At 74.0% G+C, this 15,850-nt stretch carries 14 protein-coding genes and 1 pseudogene; 4 read left to right on the top strand and 11 right to left on the bottom strand.

Annotation, left to right across the window (positions count from 1 at the left end; genetic code table 11):
- Window positions 1-48 precede the first annotated feature (48 nt).
- The 4 genes from O7627_RS22965 to mraZ all read right to left on the bottom strand — a co-directional run bounded on the left by O7627_RS22965 (window position 49) and on the right by mraZ (window position 5,002).
- Complete coding sequence (locus tag O7627_RS22965; RefSeq protein WP_278098389.1) at window positions 49-2,289, bottom strand: penicillin-binding protein 2; 2,241 nt, start codon at window positions 2,287-2,289, stop codon at window positions 49-51.
- Between the two features lie 231 nt (window positions 2,290-2,520).
- Window positions 2,521-3,204: a hypothetical protein gene (locus tag O7627_RS22970; protein ID WP_278095562.1), complete on the bottom strand. Its 684-nt coding sequence runs from the start codon at window positions 3,202-3,204 to the stop codon at window positions 2,521-2,523.
- Entirely contained in the window at window positions 3,194-4,369 is a 1,176-nt protein-coding gene (gene rsmH, locus O7627_RS22975) for a 16S rRNA (cytosine(1402)-N(4))-methyltransferase RsmH (protein ID WP_278095563.1), read from the bottom strand. The genes O7627_RS22970 and rsmH overlap by 11 nt, the downstream gene beginning before the upstream one ends.
- Before the next feature lie 201 nt (window positions 4,370-4,570).
- Window positions 4,571-5,002 carry a division/cell wall cluster transcriptional repressor MraZ gene (gene mraZ / locus O7627_RS22980; protein WP_278095564.1) on the bottom strand — a complete coding sequence of 144 codons (432 nt, stop codon included), beginning with the start codon at window positions 5,000-5,002 and terminating at the stop codon, window positions 4,571-4,573.
- Between the two features lie 516 nt (window positions 5,003-5,518).
- Between mraZ and O7627_RS22985 the strand changes: the two genes are divergently transcribed.
- From O7627_RS22985 to O7627_RS22995, 3 genes are all read left to right on the top strand, one after another.
- Window positions 5,519-6,766, top strand: a complete 1,248-nt coding sequence (locus tag O7627_RS22985) for a MurT ligase domain-containing protein (protein WP_278098390.1) — start codon at window positions 5,519-5,521, stop codon at window positions 6,764-6,766.
- Between the two features lie 61 nt (window positions 6,767-6,827).
- Window positions 6,828-7,559: a glutamine amidotransferase gene (locus O7627_RS22990; protein ID WP_278098391.1), complete on the top strand. Its 732-nt coding sequence runs from the start codon at window positions 6,828-6,830 to the stop codon at window positions 7,557-7,559.
- Window positions 7,560-7,663: 104 nt separating this feature from the next.
- The gene (locus O7627_RS22995) at window positions 7,664-8,332 is read left to right on the top strand and encodes a VTT domain-containing protein (RefSeq protein WP_278098392.1); all 669 of its coding nucleotides are present in this window, start codon (window positions 7,664-7,666) and stop codon (window positions 8,330-8,332) included.
- Here the strand turns inward: O7627_RS22995 and O7627_RS23000 are convergent.
- Entirely contained in the window at window positions 8,315-8,935 is a 621-nt protein-coding gene (locus O7627_RS23000; RefSeq protein ID WP_278095565.1) for a LysE/ArgO family amino acid transporter, read from the bottom strand. The genes O7627_RS22995 and O7627_RS23000 overlap by 18 nt on opposite strands.
- A gap of 220 nt (window positions 8,936-9,155) precedes the next feature.
- Between O7627_RS23000 and O7627_RS23005 the strand changes: the two genes are divergently transcribed.
- Window positions 9,156-9,698, top strand: a complete 543-nt coding sequence (locus O7627_RS23005; protein WP_278095566.1) for a hypothetical protein — start codon at window positions 9,156-9,158, stop codon at window positions 9,696-9,698.
- Window positions 9,699-9,771: 73 nt separating this feature from the next.
- Here the strand turns inward: O7627_RS23005 and mnhG are convergent, their stop codons facing one another.
- The 6 genes and pseudogenes from mnhG to mbhE form a co-directional block, all read right to left on the bottom strand.
- Window positions 9,772-10,149 (bottom strand): monovalent cation/H(+) antiporter subunit G, encoded by a 378-nt coding sequence (mnhG, locus tag O7627_RS23010; RefSeq protein ID WP_278095567.1) that lies wholly within the window; start codon window positions 10,147-10,149, stop codon window positions 9,772-9,774.
- Window positions 10,146-10,406, bottom strand: a complete 261-nt coding sequence (locus O7627_RS23015; protein ID WP_278095568.1) for a monovalent cation/H+ antiporter complex subunit F — start codon at window positions 10,404-10,406, stop codon at window positions 10,146-10,148. The genes mnhG and O7627_RS23015 overlap by 4 nt, the downstream gene beginning before the upstream one ends.
- Window positions 10,403-10,816, bottom strand: coding sequence for a Na+/H+ antiporter subunit E (locus O7627_RS23020; RefSeq protein ID WP_278095569.1), 414 nt, complete (start codon window positions 10,814-10,816; stop codon window positions 10,403-10,405). The genes O7627_RS23015 and O7627_RS23020 overlap by 4 nt, the downstream gene beginning before the upstream one ends.
- Window positions 10,813-12,312 (bottom strand): proton-conducting transporter membrane subunit, encoded by a 1,500-nt coding sequence (locus O7627_RS23025; protein WP_278095570.1) that lies wholly within the window; start codon window positions 12,310-12,312, stop codon window positions 10,813-10,815. Before O7627_RS23025 ends, O7627_RS23020 begins: the two co-directional genes overlap by 4 nt.
- Window positions 12,313-12,518: 206 nt before the next feature.
- Window positions 12,519-12,776, bottom strand: a pseudogene (locus O7627_RS23030) (NADH-quinone oxidoreductase subunit K); the annotation flags it as partial.
- Window positions 12,773-15,628 (bottom strand): hydrogen gas-evolving membrane-bound hydrogenase subunit E, encoded by a 2,856-nt coding sequence (mbhE, locus tag O7627_RS23035; RefSeq protein WP_278095571.1) that lies wholly within the window; start codon window positions 15,626-15,628, stop codon window positions 12,773-12,775. The pseudogene O7627_RS23030 and the gene mbhE, both read right to left, overlap by 4 nt.
- Between the last annotated feature and the right edge of the window lie 222 nt (window positions 15,629-15,850).

Genomic DNA, 15,850 nt, shown 5'->3' on the forward strand with positions numbered 1-15,850 from the left:
CCTCCCGATGATGTCCCGTCCGGCCGCCGGACGTGGTCGGACCGGCCATTACCCGGGGAAGACGGTGATGTCGGGCGGTCGGGAACCGGTGGGCGGCACCCGGAAGTGGCGCAGCGTGAAGGCCATCATGTCGCGGAACGCGGGCGCGGCCACCGTGCCACCGCCGCCGCCGGGGGTGTGCACGAAGACGGCGATGACGTACCGGGGCTGGTCGGCCGGCGCCATCCCGATGAACGAGGCGACCTCGTCGTTGGTGTAGCGGCCGTCGACGATCCGGCGGCCGGTGCCGGTCTTGCCGGCGACCCGGTAGCCGGCGATGGCGGCGTTGGTGCCGGTGCCGTCGGGGAGCGCCACCACCGCCTCCATCAGCTCGCGCAGCGCGGCGGCGTTCTCGGCGCTGATCACCTGTCGGGTCTGCGGGTCCGGCGCCGGGGTCCGGGTCCCGTCGGGGGCGACGGTCTCCCGGACCAGGTGCGGTTGCACCCAGACCCCGTCGTTGGCGATCGCCGCGTAGACGGCCGCCATCTGCAGGGGTGTCACGTCGACGCTGTGCCCGATCGGCACCGACCCGTGCGACGAGCCGCTCCAGTCGGCCGGGTCGAGCACCCGGCCGGCCGCCTCGCCGGGCACCCCGGCGCCGGTGGCCGCGCCGAGCCCGAACTTGACCTGGTAGTCGTGGACGCGCTGCGGGCCGAGCACGTCGGCGATCCGGATCGTGCCGACGTTCGAGGAGTAGCCGAGCATGCCGGCCAGGGTGGCGGTCCGCCCGTTGAGCGGGTGGGTGTCGGAGAAGACGGTGTCGCCCTTGCGGATGGTGGACGGGACACGGAACGCGCTGTCCGGCTTGATCACGCCCTCCTCCAGCCCGGCGCCGAAAATGATCGGCTTGTGCACCGAGCCGGGGTCGACGACGAAGCTGGTCGCGGCGTCCTGGCGGTCGGCGGGGTCGCTCTTGCGCCAGTCGGCGGCGTTGTAGGTGGGGTGGCTGGCCTGGGCGAGGATCTCGCCGTTCAGATCGAGTACGACGGCGGCGCCGGTGGTGCCGTTCACCTCCTGCATCGTCCGGCTGAGCACCCGCTGCACCTCGTACTGCAGGTCGCGGTCGATGGTCAGGCCGAGCGAGCTGCCCGGCTGGGCCTCGGTGAGCCGGCTGTAGCCGCCCGGGATCGGGGTGATCCCGTCGCCGCGGTTGAACTCGTACACGTGCCGGCCGTTGACGCCGCGCAGCAGTTCGTCGTACCGCGCCTCCAGCCCTTCCAGGCCGGTCCTGTCCTCGCCGATGAAGCCGAGCAGGTTGGCCGCCAGGTCACCGCCGGGGACCTCACGCCGCTCGTCGGGCTTGACGCCGATGCCGGCCAGGTTGAGGGCCATCACCCGGTCGGCGGTCTCGATGTCGACCTGCCGGGCCAGATACTCGAACATCGACAGCCGGCCGTCCGGGTGCACCCGGGGGCGCATCCGCTCGACCAGCTCGGAGCGGGGGATGCCGAGCAGCGGGGAGAGCGCCGCGGCGGTGCCGGCCAGGTCCTGGATCTTCACCGGGTCGGCGTACACGTAGCGGGCCTCGACGCTGTGTGCCAGGGCGACGCCGGCCCGGTCGTAGATCGCACCGCGCGGGGCCGGCAGCTCGACGGTTCTGGTCCGGTCGGCGACCCCGCCGCCGGCGTAGGCGGGCGCGTCCACGACCTGCAGGGCGACGAGCCGGATGCCGATCACGGCGAAGAGGGCGAGGACCAGCAGGCTGCCGATCCGCAGCCGGCGGGTCGGTTCGGCCAGCCGGGGCGGCCCGAACCGCTTCTTGCGGACCGGCCGCCGGACGACCGGGCGGGCGGCCCGGCCGCTGCCGCCGCGCCGGAGTCCGCCGGTGCTCTGGCCGGTGGTCGGCCGGCGGCGCGGTGGTGGGGAGCCGGTCCGGGCGCCGCCGCGTACCGGCTGGGTCGGCACCCGCCCGGCGCGGACGGCACCCGTGGAGCGGGCAGATCCAGTGCTGGTGCGGGTTTCGCTGTTGGTGCGGGGCCCGCCCGTGGTGGCGCGGGCCGTGCCGGAGGTGGCGCCGGACCGTTGGGAGCCCGCGCCCGCGCGGCGGCCCCCGCCGCCGGAGCCCGGGTCCGTCCGGTCGTCGCGGCGCCCGCCGCGGGTGCTGGCGGAGCGCCCGCCCTCCAGGACCTGCAACGCGGGCCGGAACGGGTCGGCCGAGCGGCCACCGCGTGGGGCACGCCGCAACTCCGGCGTGTCCCGCACGGTCCGCCCGCGCGGCGTGTAGGCCCGGGCGTCGGAGATGCCGTCCAGCCCGCCGCGCCCGCTGCCCGCCCCGGACCTCGACCCGTCCGCCCCGGACCTCGACCCGCCGGATCCGGGCTTACCGCCGCCGGTGGTTCCGCCGCCGGACTTCCCGACACCGGACTTTCCGCCGCCGGGCGCGCCCGAGGCGGACCCGCCGGTCCCGGAGCCGGCCCGCGACGATCCGCGCCGGGACGCCTGAGCGTCCCGGCGCGGGTCGTCCGACCGCGATGGCACGGGCTATCCCCCCGCGCCCTGCGGGCTGGTTCGGGCCGGCTCGCCCCCGGCCGGCCGGGGCACGCCGATCACCTGACCGTCGGGCAGCCGGATGAAGGCCGGGTTCTCCGACTCCACCAGGCCGAGCTTGCGGGCCTGCGCGGCGAGGTTGCCCGGCGCCTCCGCCTCGATGATCTTCTTCTCCAGCTGCTGCTCCTGCACGTCGAGCGTGGCCTGCTGCTCACGCAGCTTGCCGAGCCGGAACGAGTTCTCATTGATCTTGGTGTTGACCACCAGGATGCCGAGTACCCCGCCGACCACGAGGACCAGGATCAAGGCCACGAACGGCGCGCCCGGCACCGAGACCGGCGGCGGCGGCGCGACCCGCAGCCGGGGCGGCGTCACCCGCTCCGGTCGAGCCCGGCTGGCGGGCTCGACCGCCGGTGCCGGCTCCGCCGAGCTGTCCCAGACCCGCAGCGGCCGGTCCGGGGCGACCCGCTCCCGGGGTCGCAGTGCCGCGCTGCCGTCGGTCGGGTACTCGCGCGCCCCCCGCGCTCGGGCAGCCGCCGATCCGCTCCCCCGGGCGGTCACCGGTCCGGTCCGGGTGGTCCGCTCCGCCGCGCTCCGGCCCCCCGAACGCGGTGTACGCTGCCCACCGTCGCGCTCCACGCCGGTCTGCTCCCGGCGGTCGCGCTTGTCAAATTGCATAGGTTCCCTCCCCCTCTACCGCTCTACCGCCCCGGTCCCCCGACCGGCGCGGTGCCTCCGTTTGCTCCGCAGCGGAGCGCTCCTCCGCAGTCGCGCCGCGGCCGGTGCCAGCCGGCCGGAGCGCGCTCGGTGTGCTCAGCGCCCTGACCCGGCGTCGGGACCGTTCGCGGTCGGTCCCGGCGCTGGTCGTGGCGCCTGGTTGGTCTGCTTCGATCCGTTCGGCCGCCCGCAGCCGCGCCGATGCGGCCCGCGGGTTGGCCTCGACCTCCGCCTGACCGGGCAGCTCGGCGCCGCGGCTGAGCAGCCGCAGCGTCGGGCCGGTCCCGGGCAGTTCCACCGGCAGGTCGACCGGGCCCGTACTTCGGGCCCGGGCGGCGAACGCCTGCTTGGTGATCCGGTCCTCCAGCGAGTGGTAGGAGAGGACCACCAGGCGGCCGCCCACCGACAGCGCGTCCAGGGCGGCCGGCAGCGCCGACTCCAGCGCGGCCAGCTCCTGATTTACCTCGATCCGTAAAGCCTGAAACGTTCTTTTTGCCGGATGTCCGCCGGTTCGTCGGGCCGGCGCCGGGATCGCGTCCCGGACCAGCTCGGCCAGCCGGGCCGACGAGGTGATCGGCGCACGTTCCCGCTCCCGCACGATCGCGCTGGCGATCCGACCGGCGAACCGCTCCTCGCCGTAGACTCGCAGGATCCGGGCGAGATCGCCGTGCGGATAGCCGTTGACCACCGCGCCGGCCGTGACTCCGGCCGACTGGTCCATCCGCATGTCCAGTGGCGCGTCCTGCGCGTAGGCGAACCCGCGGTCGGGCGCGTCCAACTGCAGCGACGAGACGCCGAGGTCGAACAGGATCGCGTCCACCCGGGGCCGGTCCAACCGGTCCAGCACCGCCGGCAACTCGTCGTAGACGGCGTGCACCAGGTGGATCCGGTCGGCGTACCGGTCCAGCCGGGCGCGGGCGTGCCGGAGCGCCTCGGTGTCCCGGTCCAGTCCGATCAGGACGGCGTCCGGATGCGCGGTGAGAACGGCCTCGGCGTGCCCGGCCAGGCCGAGCGTCGCGTCGACGTAGGTCGGCGGGTCGCCCGCCCCGCGGCCGAGCGCGGGAGCGAGCAGCTCGAGACAACGCTCAAGCAGCGCCGGTACGTGCGTACCGCGTAGCTCCCCCATGTCGACCCCCAGTGAACCGCTGTCTTGTTCTGTCCGAGCTTCGTAGTTGCCGTGCCGTCCGTCATACCGCCAGATCCCCATCCGCTCTGGTCCGTCGGCCGGTCCGAAGACCGGCCGGGGATCGCGCGCCTGGCATCGGGGAAGAGACGCCAGGAACTCGAGCGGGTGGAGATCTCGCAGTACGTCGGGCGTTGGCACGCCCTACAGTCCGCCCGGCAGCACCCCCTCCTCGATGTCAGCGAAGCCGTCTTCGCTGTCGGCGAGGTAGGTCTCCCAGGACTGCCGGTCCCAGATCTCCACTCGACTGCTGGCGCCGATCACCACCAGCTCGCGATCGAGGGCGGCGTACTCCCGCAGGTGACCGGGGATGGTCACCCTGCCCTGCTTGTCGGGCACCTCGTCGTGGGCGCTGGCGAAGAACACCCGGCTGTACGCCCGGGCGGCCTTGTGCGTCATCGGCTGCTCGCGCAGCTGCTCCGCGATCCGCTGGAATTCCGGCATCGGGAATACGTAGAGGCAGCGCTCCTGCCCTTTGGTGATCACGACACCTCCCGCCAGCCCGTCGCGGAACTTGGCCGGAAGGATCAGCCGGCCCTTGTCGTCGAGGCGTGGAGTGTGCGTGCCGAGAAACATCGGCCCTACCCCCCTCGCCCCAGCAACGGCGTTCGCGGCGCCGCTGTCCCCCGGGCCGGCAGAGCCAACTGACCCCGCCCCGGCGGAGCCCTCCCGGCTCCACCAATGCGCCCCACTCTACTCCACTTCCCTCCACCCGCAACCAGAATCGCGGAGAAATCGGACCCGCGCCGGCGACAAAACCGCACGTCAGAAGGGGTGGTGCGGAGTGGAGGGCGGCGGCCGGCCCCGAACCCGGTCCGCTTTCCGACAGCCACCTGGCAACCGCATGCGGTGAATTCCGACCGCGCGGCGGAGTGCGAAATCGGACTCCCGGTGCGCTTTCCGGCGGCGCGGCCGACCCGGACGGCCGCGCCGGGGGCGCCGACGGTGGCCCGGGGAGGAAAGTGGAGACGCGCCGCCGCGATCGATCCCGGTGCCGCCGGCCGGCGGCCTACCGCCCAGGGGCGGATGCTTGCGGGCCTCCGTTCGGCACCCGCCCGGTCCGGTAACCTCGCTCGCGTGACGGACGCCAGAATGCCCCTACGGGCCAAGGTCGCCAGCTCGGTGTCCCGGACCGCCGCGGCGCTGTCCCGGGCGGCCGGCCGCGGCGACGGATCGGTGATCGGCGGCTGGCTCGGCCTCAAGATCGACCCGGAGCTGCTCGCCCACCTCGCGGCCGGCCGGGCCATCGCCCTGGTCTCCGGCACCAACGGCAAGACCACCACCACCCGGCTGACCGCCGCCGCCGTCGGGGTCCTCGGGCCGGTCGCCACCAACTCCTTCGGCGCCAACATGCCGACCGGGCACACCTCGGCGCTGGCCAAGGCCGGCAGCACCCCGTACGCCGTGCTGGAGGTCGACGAGCACTACCTGGCCCAGGTCCTGGAGGCCACCGAGCCGCACGTGGTGGCGCTGCTGAACCTCTCCCGCGACCAGCTCGACCGGGCCAAGGAGGTCGCGATGATGGCCCAGATGTGGCGTTCGGCGCTGGTCCGGCACCCCGAGGTGCGGGTGGTCGCCAACGCCGACGACCCGATGGTGGTCTGGGCCGTCACGCCACCCGCGGCCCGCGCCGAGGGGCTGGCCGAGCAGTCCGTCACCTGGTTCAGCGCCGGCCAGCGCTGGCACGACGACTCCTGGGTCTGCCCCGAGTGCGGCTCCCCGATCGAACGGGCCGAGGAGCAGTGGTGGTGTGGCGGCTGCCCGCTGCGCCGCCCGATGCCGCAGTGGACGGTTGAGGACGACGGGGTGACCGACCCGACCGGCGCCTGGCACAAGGTGGTGCTGCAACTGCCGGGCCGGGTCAACCTGGGCAACGCGGCGACCGCCCTCGCCGTCGCCGCCGAATTCGGGGTACGCCCGCACGACGCCGTCTCCCGGCTGGCCGGGGTCGCCTCGGTCGCCGGCCGGTACGCCCAGGTCGAGCGGCAGGGACGCAACATCCGGCTGCTGCTGGCCAAGAACCCGGCCAGCTGGCTGGAGGCGTTCGACATGGCCGACGAGGCGCCCACCCTGCTGTCGATAAACGCCCGGGACCCCGACGGCCTGGACACCTCCTGGCTCTTCGACGTCGACTTCGCCCCGCTGCGCGGCCGGCAGGTGCTGATCACCGGCGACCGGGCCTACGACCTCGCCGTCCGGCTGGAGGTGAACGAGGTGCCGTTCCAGCACGTCCGCACGTTCGGCGCGGCGGTCAGCGCGGTGCCACCGGGTCGGCTCGAAGTGATCGCGAACTACACCGCGTTCCAGGACATCCGAGCGGAGTTGGACCGTGTCAACTGAGCACAACTACTTCGCGCCCACCGAGTACGGGTCCAACCGGCCCGCCCCGGACCCGTACCCGGTGGCGGCCGTCGGCGGCGAGAGCACGCTGCGGATCGTCTGGGTCTACCCGGACCTGCTCTCCACCTACGGCGACCGGGGCAACCTGCTGATCCTCGCCCGGCGGGCCCAGCTGCGCGGGATGCCGGTCGAGACGATCGAGGTCCGCTCCGACCAACCGCTGCCCACCGCCGCCGACATCTACCTGATCGGGGGCGGCGAGGACGGTCCGCAGGCGCTCGGCGCGCAGCGCCTGATCGCCGACGGCGGGTTGCGCCGCGCCGCCGAACAGGGCTCGGTGGTCTTCGCGGTCTGCGCCGGCTACCAGCTGCTCGGTGGCTCGTTCTTCGCCAAGGGCACCCGGTGCGCCGGTCTCGACCTGCTCGACCTGCACTCCGACCGGGGTCCGTCGCGGGCGGTCGGCGAGCTCGCCGGCGAGATGGACTTCCGGCTGGGGCTGCCGCCGCTGAGCGGGTTCGAGAACCACGGCGGGCGCACCCACCTCGGCCCGGGGGTCACCGCGCTGGCCCGGGTGACCACCGGGATCGGCAACGACGGCGAGACCGAGGGGGCCTGGCACGGCAAGCTGCTCGGCACCTACTCGCACGGGCCGGCGCTGGCCCGCAACCCGGCCCTGGCCGACCTGCTGCTGCGCTGGGCCACCGGGGTCAGCCAGCTCGCCCCGCTGGACGAGACCTGGACGGACCGGCTGCGTACCGAACGGATGGCCGCCGTGGTAGCCGCCCGGCAATGACCGGCGGGGCGACCCCCGGCCGGATCCTCGCCGGTCGGGCGGTGCGGCTGGTACGGAGGCTGCTGGCGCAGCGGTCGGTGGCCCGGTTCGCCCTGCTGCTCGCCATGCTGAGCGCGTTCGCGCTGGCCCTGCTCCTGGTGCCGCTGCCGGAGCTGGCCGAGATCCCGGAACTGGCCGACCGGCTCGGCCCGGCCGCCCCGGTCGCCGCCGTGCTCGGGGCGGCGCTGCTGCTGATCGTGCTGGTCCCCCGGACCTTCATCACGCTGGCCTGGGGCGCCATCTTCGGGCCGTGGCAGGGTGCCGCGTACACCCTCGCGGCGGCGCTGCTCGCCGCCGGCCTCGGCTTCGCGGTCGGGCGGCTGCTCGGCCGGGAGTTCGTCGCCGAACGGGTCCGGGGCCGGCTGGCCCGGCTGGACCACTGGTTCGCCCGACAGAGCGTGCTCGGCGTGATCACCGTACGGATGCTGCCGGTCGCCGGGTTCGGGCTGGTCAGCTACGGCTACGGCACCACCGGCGCCCGGCTGGCCCCGTTCCTGCTCGGCAGCGTGCTCGCGTCGGCGCCGTCGGCCTTCGGCTACGCCGCCGTCGGGGCGTCGGCGGTCTCCCCGGACGGCATCAACTGGTACGCCGCCGCGCCGGCCGCCCTCGGCGCGATCGCCACCGGCGTCCTGCTGGTGCAGGGCTGGCGGGCCGAGCGCGAACTGCGCCGCGCCCGCGCCGCCGCCGGGTCAGCTCCCGACCAGGCCGCCGCCGGCTCAGCCGCCGACCAGTAGGCCGATCGCGATGGCGATCATCGTCAGCGCGATCGCCGCGTCCAGGATCCGCCAGGCGGTCGGGCTGGCGAAGATCGGGCGCAGCAGCCGGGCGCCGTAGCCGAGCACGCCGAACCAGAGCAGGCTGGCCAGCACCGCTCCGCCGGCGAACCACCACCGGTCGGCCGCCGGTCGGGCGCTGGCGACCGCGCCCAGCAGCAGCACCGTGTCCAGGTAGACGTGCGGGTTCAACCAGGTCAGGGCCAGACAGGTGAGCAGCGCGCCGCGCAGTCCGGTGCGCTCGCCCCCGGGGTCGGCGGCCAGCCGGGACGGCCGGACCGCCCTTCTCGCGGCCAGCAGGCCGTAGCCGACCAGGAACGCCGCGCCCGCGTACCGGATCGCGTCCAGCAGCAGCGGCGACCGGGTCACCAGGGCACCGACGCCGGCCACCCCGGCCACGATGAGCGCCGCGTCGGAGACCGCGCAGACCGCCACCACCGGGCCGACGTGTTCACGGCGCAGTCCCTGCCGCAGCACGAAGGCGTTCTGGGCGCCGATGGCCACGATCAACGACAGCCCGAAGCCCAGTCCGGCGACGACCGCGAGCGCTGTTCCGGTGATCACCGGTGGACCCTACGACGCGCCCCGGGCGCCTGGCGTACGCGGTCCGCGCCGCCCGGCCCGGCGCGGCCTCTGAGTGCCGTCGACCGGGCCGCCAAAAATCGATAGACTCGGATGCATTGCCCCCCCGTTGCCGACCGGGATCCCGCGTCGGACAGCCGTCCCGCGGCGACCCCCCGAGGCGCGCCAGCCCGTCCCCGCTGGCCGACGCGAAGGAGCCCCGTTGAGACAGCCACCGACTAACCTCCGCCGCTCCGCCCTGCCCCGCGTACTGCTGCTCGCCGCCGCCCTGCTCGCCGGCGTGCTCGGCGTACCGGCCGCGGCCCAGGCGCAGATCATCGACCCGCTACCGGAGCGGCAACGGTTCCAGGCCGACTCCGGTGACCGATGCCGCTACGGCGAGACCCTGGGCGTGCTGGCCTGGCGGGTGACCCGGCCGCCGGCACTGGCGCCGGTGGACGTCCAGGGCGTCCTCGTCGACCGGCCGGCCGTCGACGACTCCCGGACCTGCCTCGACGACGGCTACTACAGCGTGGTGACCTTCGCCGGGTACGCCGGCGAACGGCTGCTGGACCGGATGGCGTACCGGACCGACAACGGCCGCCTGGAGTTCAAGCTGACCCTCGGCGAGACCAGCATCCTGCCCGCCGGGATCGACCGGGTGGTCGTCCAGGTCTGCCGGTACCCGCTGGGCCCGACGCCGATGCCGGTCTACTACTGCGGCGCCGAGCGGACCTACCGCCCGAACGTCATCGGCCCGGCCTGACCGACCGCCGCGGGCCGCTCAGGCCCGACGCCGCACCGGCCGGGCACGCGCACCGTGCGCGGCGCCCGGCCGGTCAGGGCGCTCCGGGGTCCGCCGGCGGCCCGGTCCCGGCGGGTCCGTCCGCCAGCCGTCGGCGTGCCAACGCGTCGTGGCGGGTCAACCGGGTCAGCCGGGTGCCCGACCGGTAGGCGGCGCGGGTCAACGCGTACGAGCCCACCGGGGCGGTGAGCAGTTGCAACACGATGGCGACCCCGACCACGGCGGCGGTCCGCGGCCCGGGACGCAGGACCAGCACCCCGGTGAGCACGCAGATCAGGCCGAGACTGGCCGCCTTGGCGACCGCGTTCAGCCGGTTGTAGACATCGGGCAGCTTCAGCACCCCGATCCCCGTGATGAGGATCAGCAGGGTCCCGATCGCCAGCAGGATGCCCGCGACCGCGGTTCGGATCATCCGTCGCTCCTCCGTTCGACGAGTCTGGCCAGCGCCACCGTGGCCAGGAACCCGACCAGCGTGGCGACGAGCACGATGTCCAGCAGAATCATGGTGTCGAGGCGGACCGCGAGCACCGCCACCGCGGACATGAAGACGAAGAACCCGAAGTCCAGGCCCGTCGCCCGGTCGGCGTCGGTCGGGCCGCGGATCACCCGTACGATCGCGGCCACCATGGTCAGCCCGAGCGCACCGAGAATCACATCGAGGAAGATCATCGTTCGACTCCGTCGGCGATCGGGCGCACCGGCGCCGGTGGCCGGTCGACCGGCCGCAGGGCGAGCAGCATCCGCCACTCCATCTCGGCCAGGTCGCGGCGGAACGCCGCCAGGTCCTCGGCGCGCATGCCGTGCACGTACAGCACCCGGGGTCGCTGGCTGACCGCCACGGTGAGGGTCCCCGGGGTCAACCCGATGATCAGCGAGAGCAGGACCAGTTCGGAGCGGCTGCCCGGTCGGGCCGGGTAGTCGACGATGCCCGGCCGGAACCCGGTTCCCGGGGTGACGATCTCGCGGGCCACCATGATGTTCGCCGCCACCAGGCGGCCGACGAAGTAACCGAGGAAGGCGACTATCCGGCCGGTGCGCAGGGCGAACCGGCGGAGCAGACCAGACCTGCCGCTGTTCACCCCAGCACCGCCCGGACATAGTCGGCCGGATCGAGCAGGCCGGCGGCGGCCGCGTCGGCGAGCGCCAGCAGCGGCGCGGCGCCGATCCCCAGGGCCAGGGTGAGGACCGCCAGGGCCAGGACCGGGACCGTACGGGTGGGCCGCAGCCGGACGGCCAGGGCCGAGCCGGCCCCACCGCGGTCCGGACCCACCCCACCGTGGTCCGGAGCGGGTTCGCCGTCCCAGAACACCGCCTTCCAGATCTTCAGCATCGATACCAGGGTCACCAGGCTCACCACCACCGCCACGGTCAGACCCAGGTAGTCCCGGTCCAGGGCCGTCGCCCGCATGATCAGGAACTTCGCCAGAAATCCGGAGAACGGCGGCAACCCCGCCAGCGACAGCGCGGCGCCGAGAAACGCCACCGCCAGCAGCGGCTGCCGCGACGTCAGACCACCGAGCCGGTCCAGCCGGTCGGTGCCGTACCCGGCGCAGAGCGCACCGGCGCAGAGAAACAGCGCCGTCTTCACCACGATGTACTGCACCAGGTAGAAGACCGCGCCGGCCAGGCCCGCCGCGGTGAAGACGGCAAGCCCGAGCAGGACGTACCCGATCTGGCTGACCATGTGGAAGGAGAGGATGCTCCGCACGGTCGCCTCACCCACCGCCGCCAGCACCCCGACCACCATGCTGGCCAGCGCCGCGGCGGCGATGATCCACCGGAAGCGGGGATCACCGTCGTAGAGCACGGCGAAGATCCTGATGATGGCGTACAGGCCGACCTTGGTCAGCAGGCCGGAGAAGAGCGCGGCCATCGCCGGGGGCGCGTGCGGATAGCTGCGTGGCAGCCAGCCGTGCAGCGGGACGACCGCGGCCTTCACCGCCAGCGCCAGCAGGATGACGCCGCCGGCCAGCGCGACGCCCGGCGAGGTCCGCGCCGCACCGGCCAGCGCGGCGAGCCGGACCTCCCCGGTGAGGCCGTAGAGCAGCCCCACCCCGGCCAGCAGGATCGTGGAACCGAGCAGGTTCACCGTGAGGTAGACCCGGGCGGCCCGCACCCGCCCCGGACTGCCGCCCAGCGACATCAGCGCGTACGACGGCACCAACATCATCTCGATCATCACGAAGAGGTTGAACAGGTCGCCGGCGAGGAACGCCCCGTAGCCGCCGGCCGACATCACCAGCACCAGCGGGACGTACTGCGCTCGGCGCTCCTCCTCGCCGCCGATGGCGCAGACCAGGCAGACCAGGACGACCACGGCGGTCACCGCGACCATCAGGGCGGCGAGGGTGTCGGCCACGAAGCTGATCGCGATCACGCCCGGCCAGCCGCCGATCCGCACCACCGGGATCCCGCCGGGGTAGGTCACGGCCAGCAATCCGGCCGCCACCGCCAGCACCCCGGTGGTGGTGGCAAGGCCCGCGGCCCGGTGCACCCCGATCCGGTACGGCGTCGCGAGCAGCACCCCGGCGGCCAGCAGCGGCCCCACCACCGGCAGCACGAGCAGCAGGCTCATGCCGACTCACGCCCGGGTCGCCCTCGGTCCCCGTCGGCCCGACGCCGGTCGACACCGGAACCGGCAGCACCGGCCGCAGGACCCGCCTGGCTGTCAGCGGGACCCGCCTGGGTGTCAGCGGGACCCGCCTGGGTGGCGTCGGGACCCGCCTGGGTGGCGTCGGGACCCGACCGTTCTGGGTCGGAGCGACCGGCGCGGGCGAGGCCGAGCAGGTACACCGTGACTCCGAAGGTGATCACGATCGCGGTGAGAATGAATGCCTGCGGCAGTGGATCGGCGCTTTCCGCCGGGCCTGCCCCATCCAGTGGCGCGGCCCGCCGGTCCAGCCCGCCCGCCGCCAGGAGCAGCACGTTCACCCCGTGGCCGAGCAGCACGAACCCGACGACGATCCGGACGATTCCCCGGCTCAGCAGCAGGAAGACCCCTCCGGCGACGAGGAGCCCGACGGTGATCGCCGCGGTCATCGGCCCGCCGCCCCGGGACCGGCCGGCACCGTCGGCCCGGGCGTCGCCGGCATCGGATCCGGGGCCGGCCCGTGCCGGCCCGGTGGCGTGCCGAGTTGGTGCGTCGACGCCGCGATCAGGCCGAGCACGAGCAGGTAGACGCCGAGGTCGAAGAGGAGCGCCCCGGAGACCGACGGGCCGGCCGACCCCGGCCAGCGCAGCGACACCGGGGACAGGAAGGGCTCGGCCCGCACCGTCGCGCCCAGCCCGGTCAGCACCGCGAGCAGCAGCCCGGTCGCCAGCAGCGGCCGGGCGCGGACCCGGCCGAGCAGGGGTGCCCGCGATCCGGGGAAGGCCAGTTGGCCCAGTCCGAGCGCGGTCCCGGCGACCAGCGCGGCGATGAATCCGCCACCGGGCTCGTCGTGTCCACGCAGGAAGAGGAAGCCGGAGACCGCGAGCATGACCGGGGTGAGGGCCCGGTAGGCGAACCAGAGCACGATGTCGACGGCAGCCTTCCCGGGCCGCTCGACGGCTCCGCCCGGGTCAGCGGTGTCGTGCCCGGGAGCTCCGCCCGGAGCGGCGGCGGCGCGGCCGCGCGTTCCGTCGGGCGCGGGCCGCAGCAGTGTGCCCAGACCGAGTGCCACCGAGGCGAGCACCACGGCCTCGCCGAGCGTGTCCAGGGCCCGGAAGTCGACGAGGATGGTGTTGACCACGTTCTCGCCGCCGACCTGCGCCGCGGCGTTGGTCAGGAAGTAGCGGCCCGGTTCGGACAGACCCGCCCGGCCGGTCAGGGCGGCGGTGAGGTACGCCGCGGCCAGGCCAGCCGCGACTCCCACCGTCGCGGCGAGCACGACGCCACGACGCCGCGGCGTGGTCGGCAGCCGGGCCGGCAGGCCGCGCAGGACGAGCATCGCCAGCACCGCGGTCAACACCTCGACCAGCAGCAGCGTGAGCGCGACGTCCGGCGCGCCGGCGGTGACGAACCACACCGACATGATCAGGCCGACCAGGCCGGCGAGCGCGACCGCGGCCAGCGCGGAACGAGCGAACATCAATGCGCCGACGGCGAGCGCGAGCAGCCCGACCAGCGGCCAGTCGCCCGGCCGGCTGGTGCCGCCCGGCCACGGCGTCAGCCGGCCCAGGGTGGCCACCGCGACCGCGCCCAGCACGATCAGTGCCAGGACCGGCCGGAGCAGGTACGGCTGGGGTCCGGACCGCCGGTCCGGCCGACCCACCAGCGTCCCGAACCGCAGCAGGCCGGCGTGGGCGCGGTCGAAGGCCCGCTCGACCGGCGTCGAGGTGGGTGCGGCCTTGACGATCGGGTTGACCGTGCGCCGGGCCAGGAAGAGCACCGTGCCCAGGGCGATGGTGGTCAGCGACAGCCACAGCGCCGGGGTGAATCCGTGCCAGAGCGCCAGCTCCACCGGGCGGCCACCGGGCCGGGCGTCGAGGGTGGCCCGTTCGATCAGGGTGCTGAGTACCCAGACGCCGGGCCCGAGCACGAGTCCGAGCAGGGCCGCCACCCCGGCCGGGGCCAGGAAGGGCAGGGCCGGCTCGTACAGGTTGTCCTGGCGGATCGGGCCGCTGAACGCGTACATGATCCGGGTGCCGTAGGCGAAGGTCAGCACCGAGGCCGTGACCGCCAACGTCGCCGCCACCGGCGCCCACCAGTGGTTCGCCTCGCCCAGCGCCTCGAAGATCACCTCTTTGCTGACGAACCCGATCAGTGGGGGCAGGCCGGCCATCGACATCGCGGCGAGCCCGGTGAGCACGGTCGTCACCGGCATCACCCGGGCGAGCCCGGAGAGCTGTCGCAGGTCCCGGCTGCCGGCCTCCCGGTCGATGATGCCGACGAGCATGAAGAGGGTGGCCTTGAACAGGGCGTGGGCGATGGTGTGCAGCAGGGCCGCCTCCAGCGCGAGCGGCGTGCCGATGCCGATCACCGACACCAGCAGGCCGAGCTGGCTGACGGTGGAGTACGCCAGCAGCGCCTTCAGGTCGTCCTGGCGAAGCGCGAGGAAGGCACCGAAGAGCGCGGTCGCCAGACCGACAGCGGCCAGCGTCAACCGCCAGCCGCTCTCCTCGGCGAACAGCGGGGTGCAGCGCATCAGCAGGTAGATGCCGGCCTTCACCATCGTCGCGGCGTGCAGGTAGGCGCTCACCGGGGTGATGGCGACCATCGCGTTGGGCAGCCAGAAATGGAACGGCAGCTGGGCGGACTTGCTGAAGGCGGCCACCACCAGCAGGGCGCCGACCGGCCAGACCATCGGCGAGTCGGTCAGTCGGGCGGGGTCGGCCAGGATCCGGTCGAGTTCGGTGGTGCCGTAGGTGGCGGCCAGCAGCGCCACCGCGGCCAGCAGCGCCAGGCCGCCCGCCACGGTCACCAGCAGCGCCCGGATCGCCGGTTGGCGGGCGGCCGGGCCGGCGTGGCTGATCAGGGCGAAGGAGAGCAGGGAGGTCAGCTCCCAGAACACGCAGAGCAGGAGCAGGTCGGCGGCGAGGATCAGCCCCAGCATCGCGACGGTGAAGAGGGTGAGCAGCAGGTAGAGACTCGCGTGATCGCGGTCGACATGCAGGTAGCGCGGGCAGTACGCCATGATCAGGGTGCCGACGCCGAGGACCAGCATGGCGAAGACCATCGCCAGGCCGTCCAGTCGCAGGCCGGCGGAGACCCCGAGGGCTGGCAGCCAGCGCCAGGAGACCTCGACCACGCCGCCGGCGAGCACGCCGGGTAGTTGACCGGCCAGCAATCCCACGGCCAGCAGGTAGCCGGCGGCGAGCGGGTAACCGGCGGCGCGCCCCCAGCGCCGGGCGAGCAGCGGCGCGGTAGCCGCCAGCCCACCCAGCAGCACGAAGACGACCGGCAGGATCATCGGTCGAGGTGCGGCCGGCGGGCCGTTACTGGACCGACCGGGGCGGCGGTGGGCATGAGGCTCCTTCCAGGCGGTGGGTCGAGGTGAGCCCACTCCGGTCATAATTCCCTAAATCAGGCGATAAGGTCCTGATACCCCTTGGTTCTCCCGGTGAGCAGCCAGCGGCACCGACTGCAATACACCTTGGGTAGTCGGCAGAAGTACCGATAGTCGTCCAGACGC

The sequence above is a fragment of the Solwaraspora sp. WMMD1047 genome, assembly GCF_029626155.1.
Lineage (GTDB): Bacteria > Actinomycetota > Actinomycetes > Mycobacteriales > Micromonosporaceae > WMMD1047.

Coding starts and splice junctions, on each gene's coding strand:
- O7627_RS22970 (WP_278095562.1), bottom strand. CDS start 3,204: ATGCAATTTGACAAGCGCGACCGCCGGGAGCAGACCGGCGTGGAGCGC.
- rsmH (WP_278095563.1), bottom strand. CDS start 4,369: ATGGGGGAGCTACGCGGTACGCACGTACCGGCGCTGCTTGAGCGTTGT.
- mraZ (WP_278095564.1), bottom strand. CDS start 5,002: ATGTTTCTCGGCACGCACACTCCACGCCTCGACGACAAGGGCCGGCTG.
- O7627_RS22985 (WP_278098390.1), top strand. CDS start 5,519: ATGCCCCTACGGGCCAAGGTCGCCAGCTCGGTGTCCCGGACCGCCGCG.
- O7627_RS22995 (WP_278098392.1), top strand. CDS start 7,664: ATGCTGAGCGCGTTCGCGCTGGCCCTGCTCCTGGTGCCGCTGCCGGAG.
- mnhG (WP_278095567.1), bottom strand. CDS start 10,149: ATGATCCGAACCGCGGTCGCGGGCATCCTGCTGGCGATCGGGACCCTG.
- O7627_RS23015 (WP_278095568.1), bottom strand. CDS start 10,406: ATGATCTTCCTCGATGTGATTCTCGGTGCGCTCGGGCTGACCATGGTG.
- O7627_RS23025 (WP_278095570.1), bottom strand. CDS start 12,312: ATGAGCCTGCTGCTCGTGCTGCCGGTGGTGGGGCCGCTGCTGGCCGCC.
- mbhE (WP_278095571.1), bottom strand. CDS start 15,628: ATGATCCTGCCGGTCGTCTTCGTGCTGCTGGGTGGGCTGGCGGCTACC.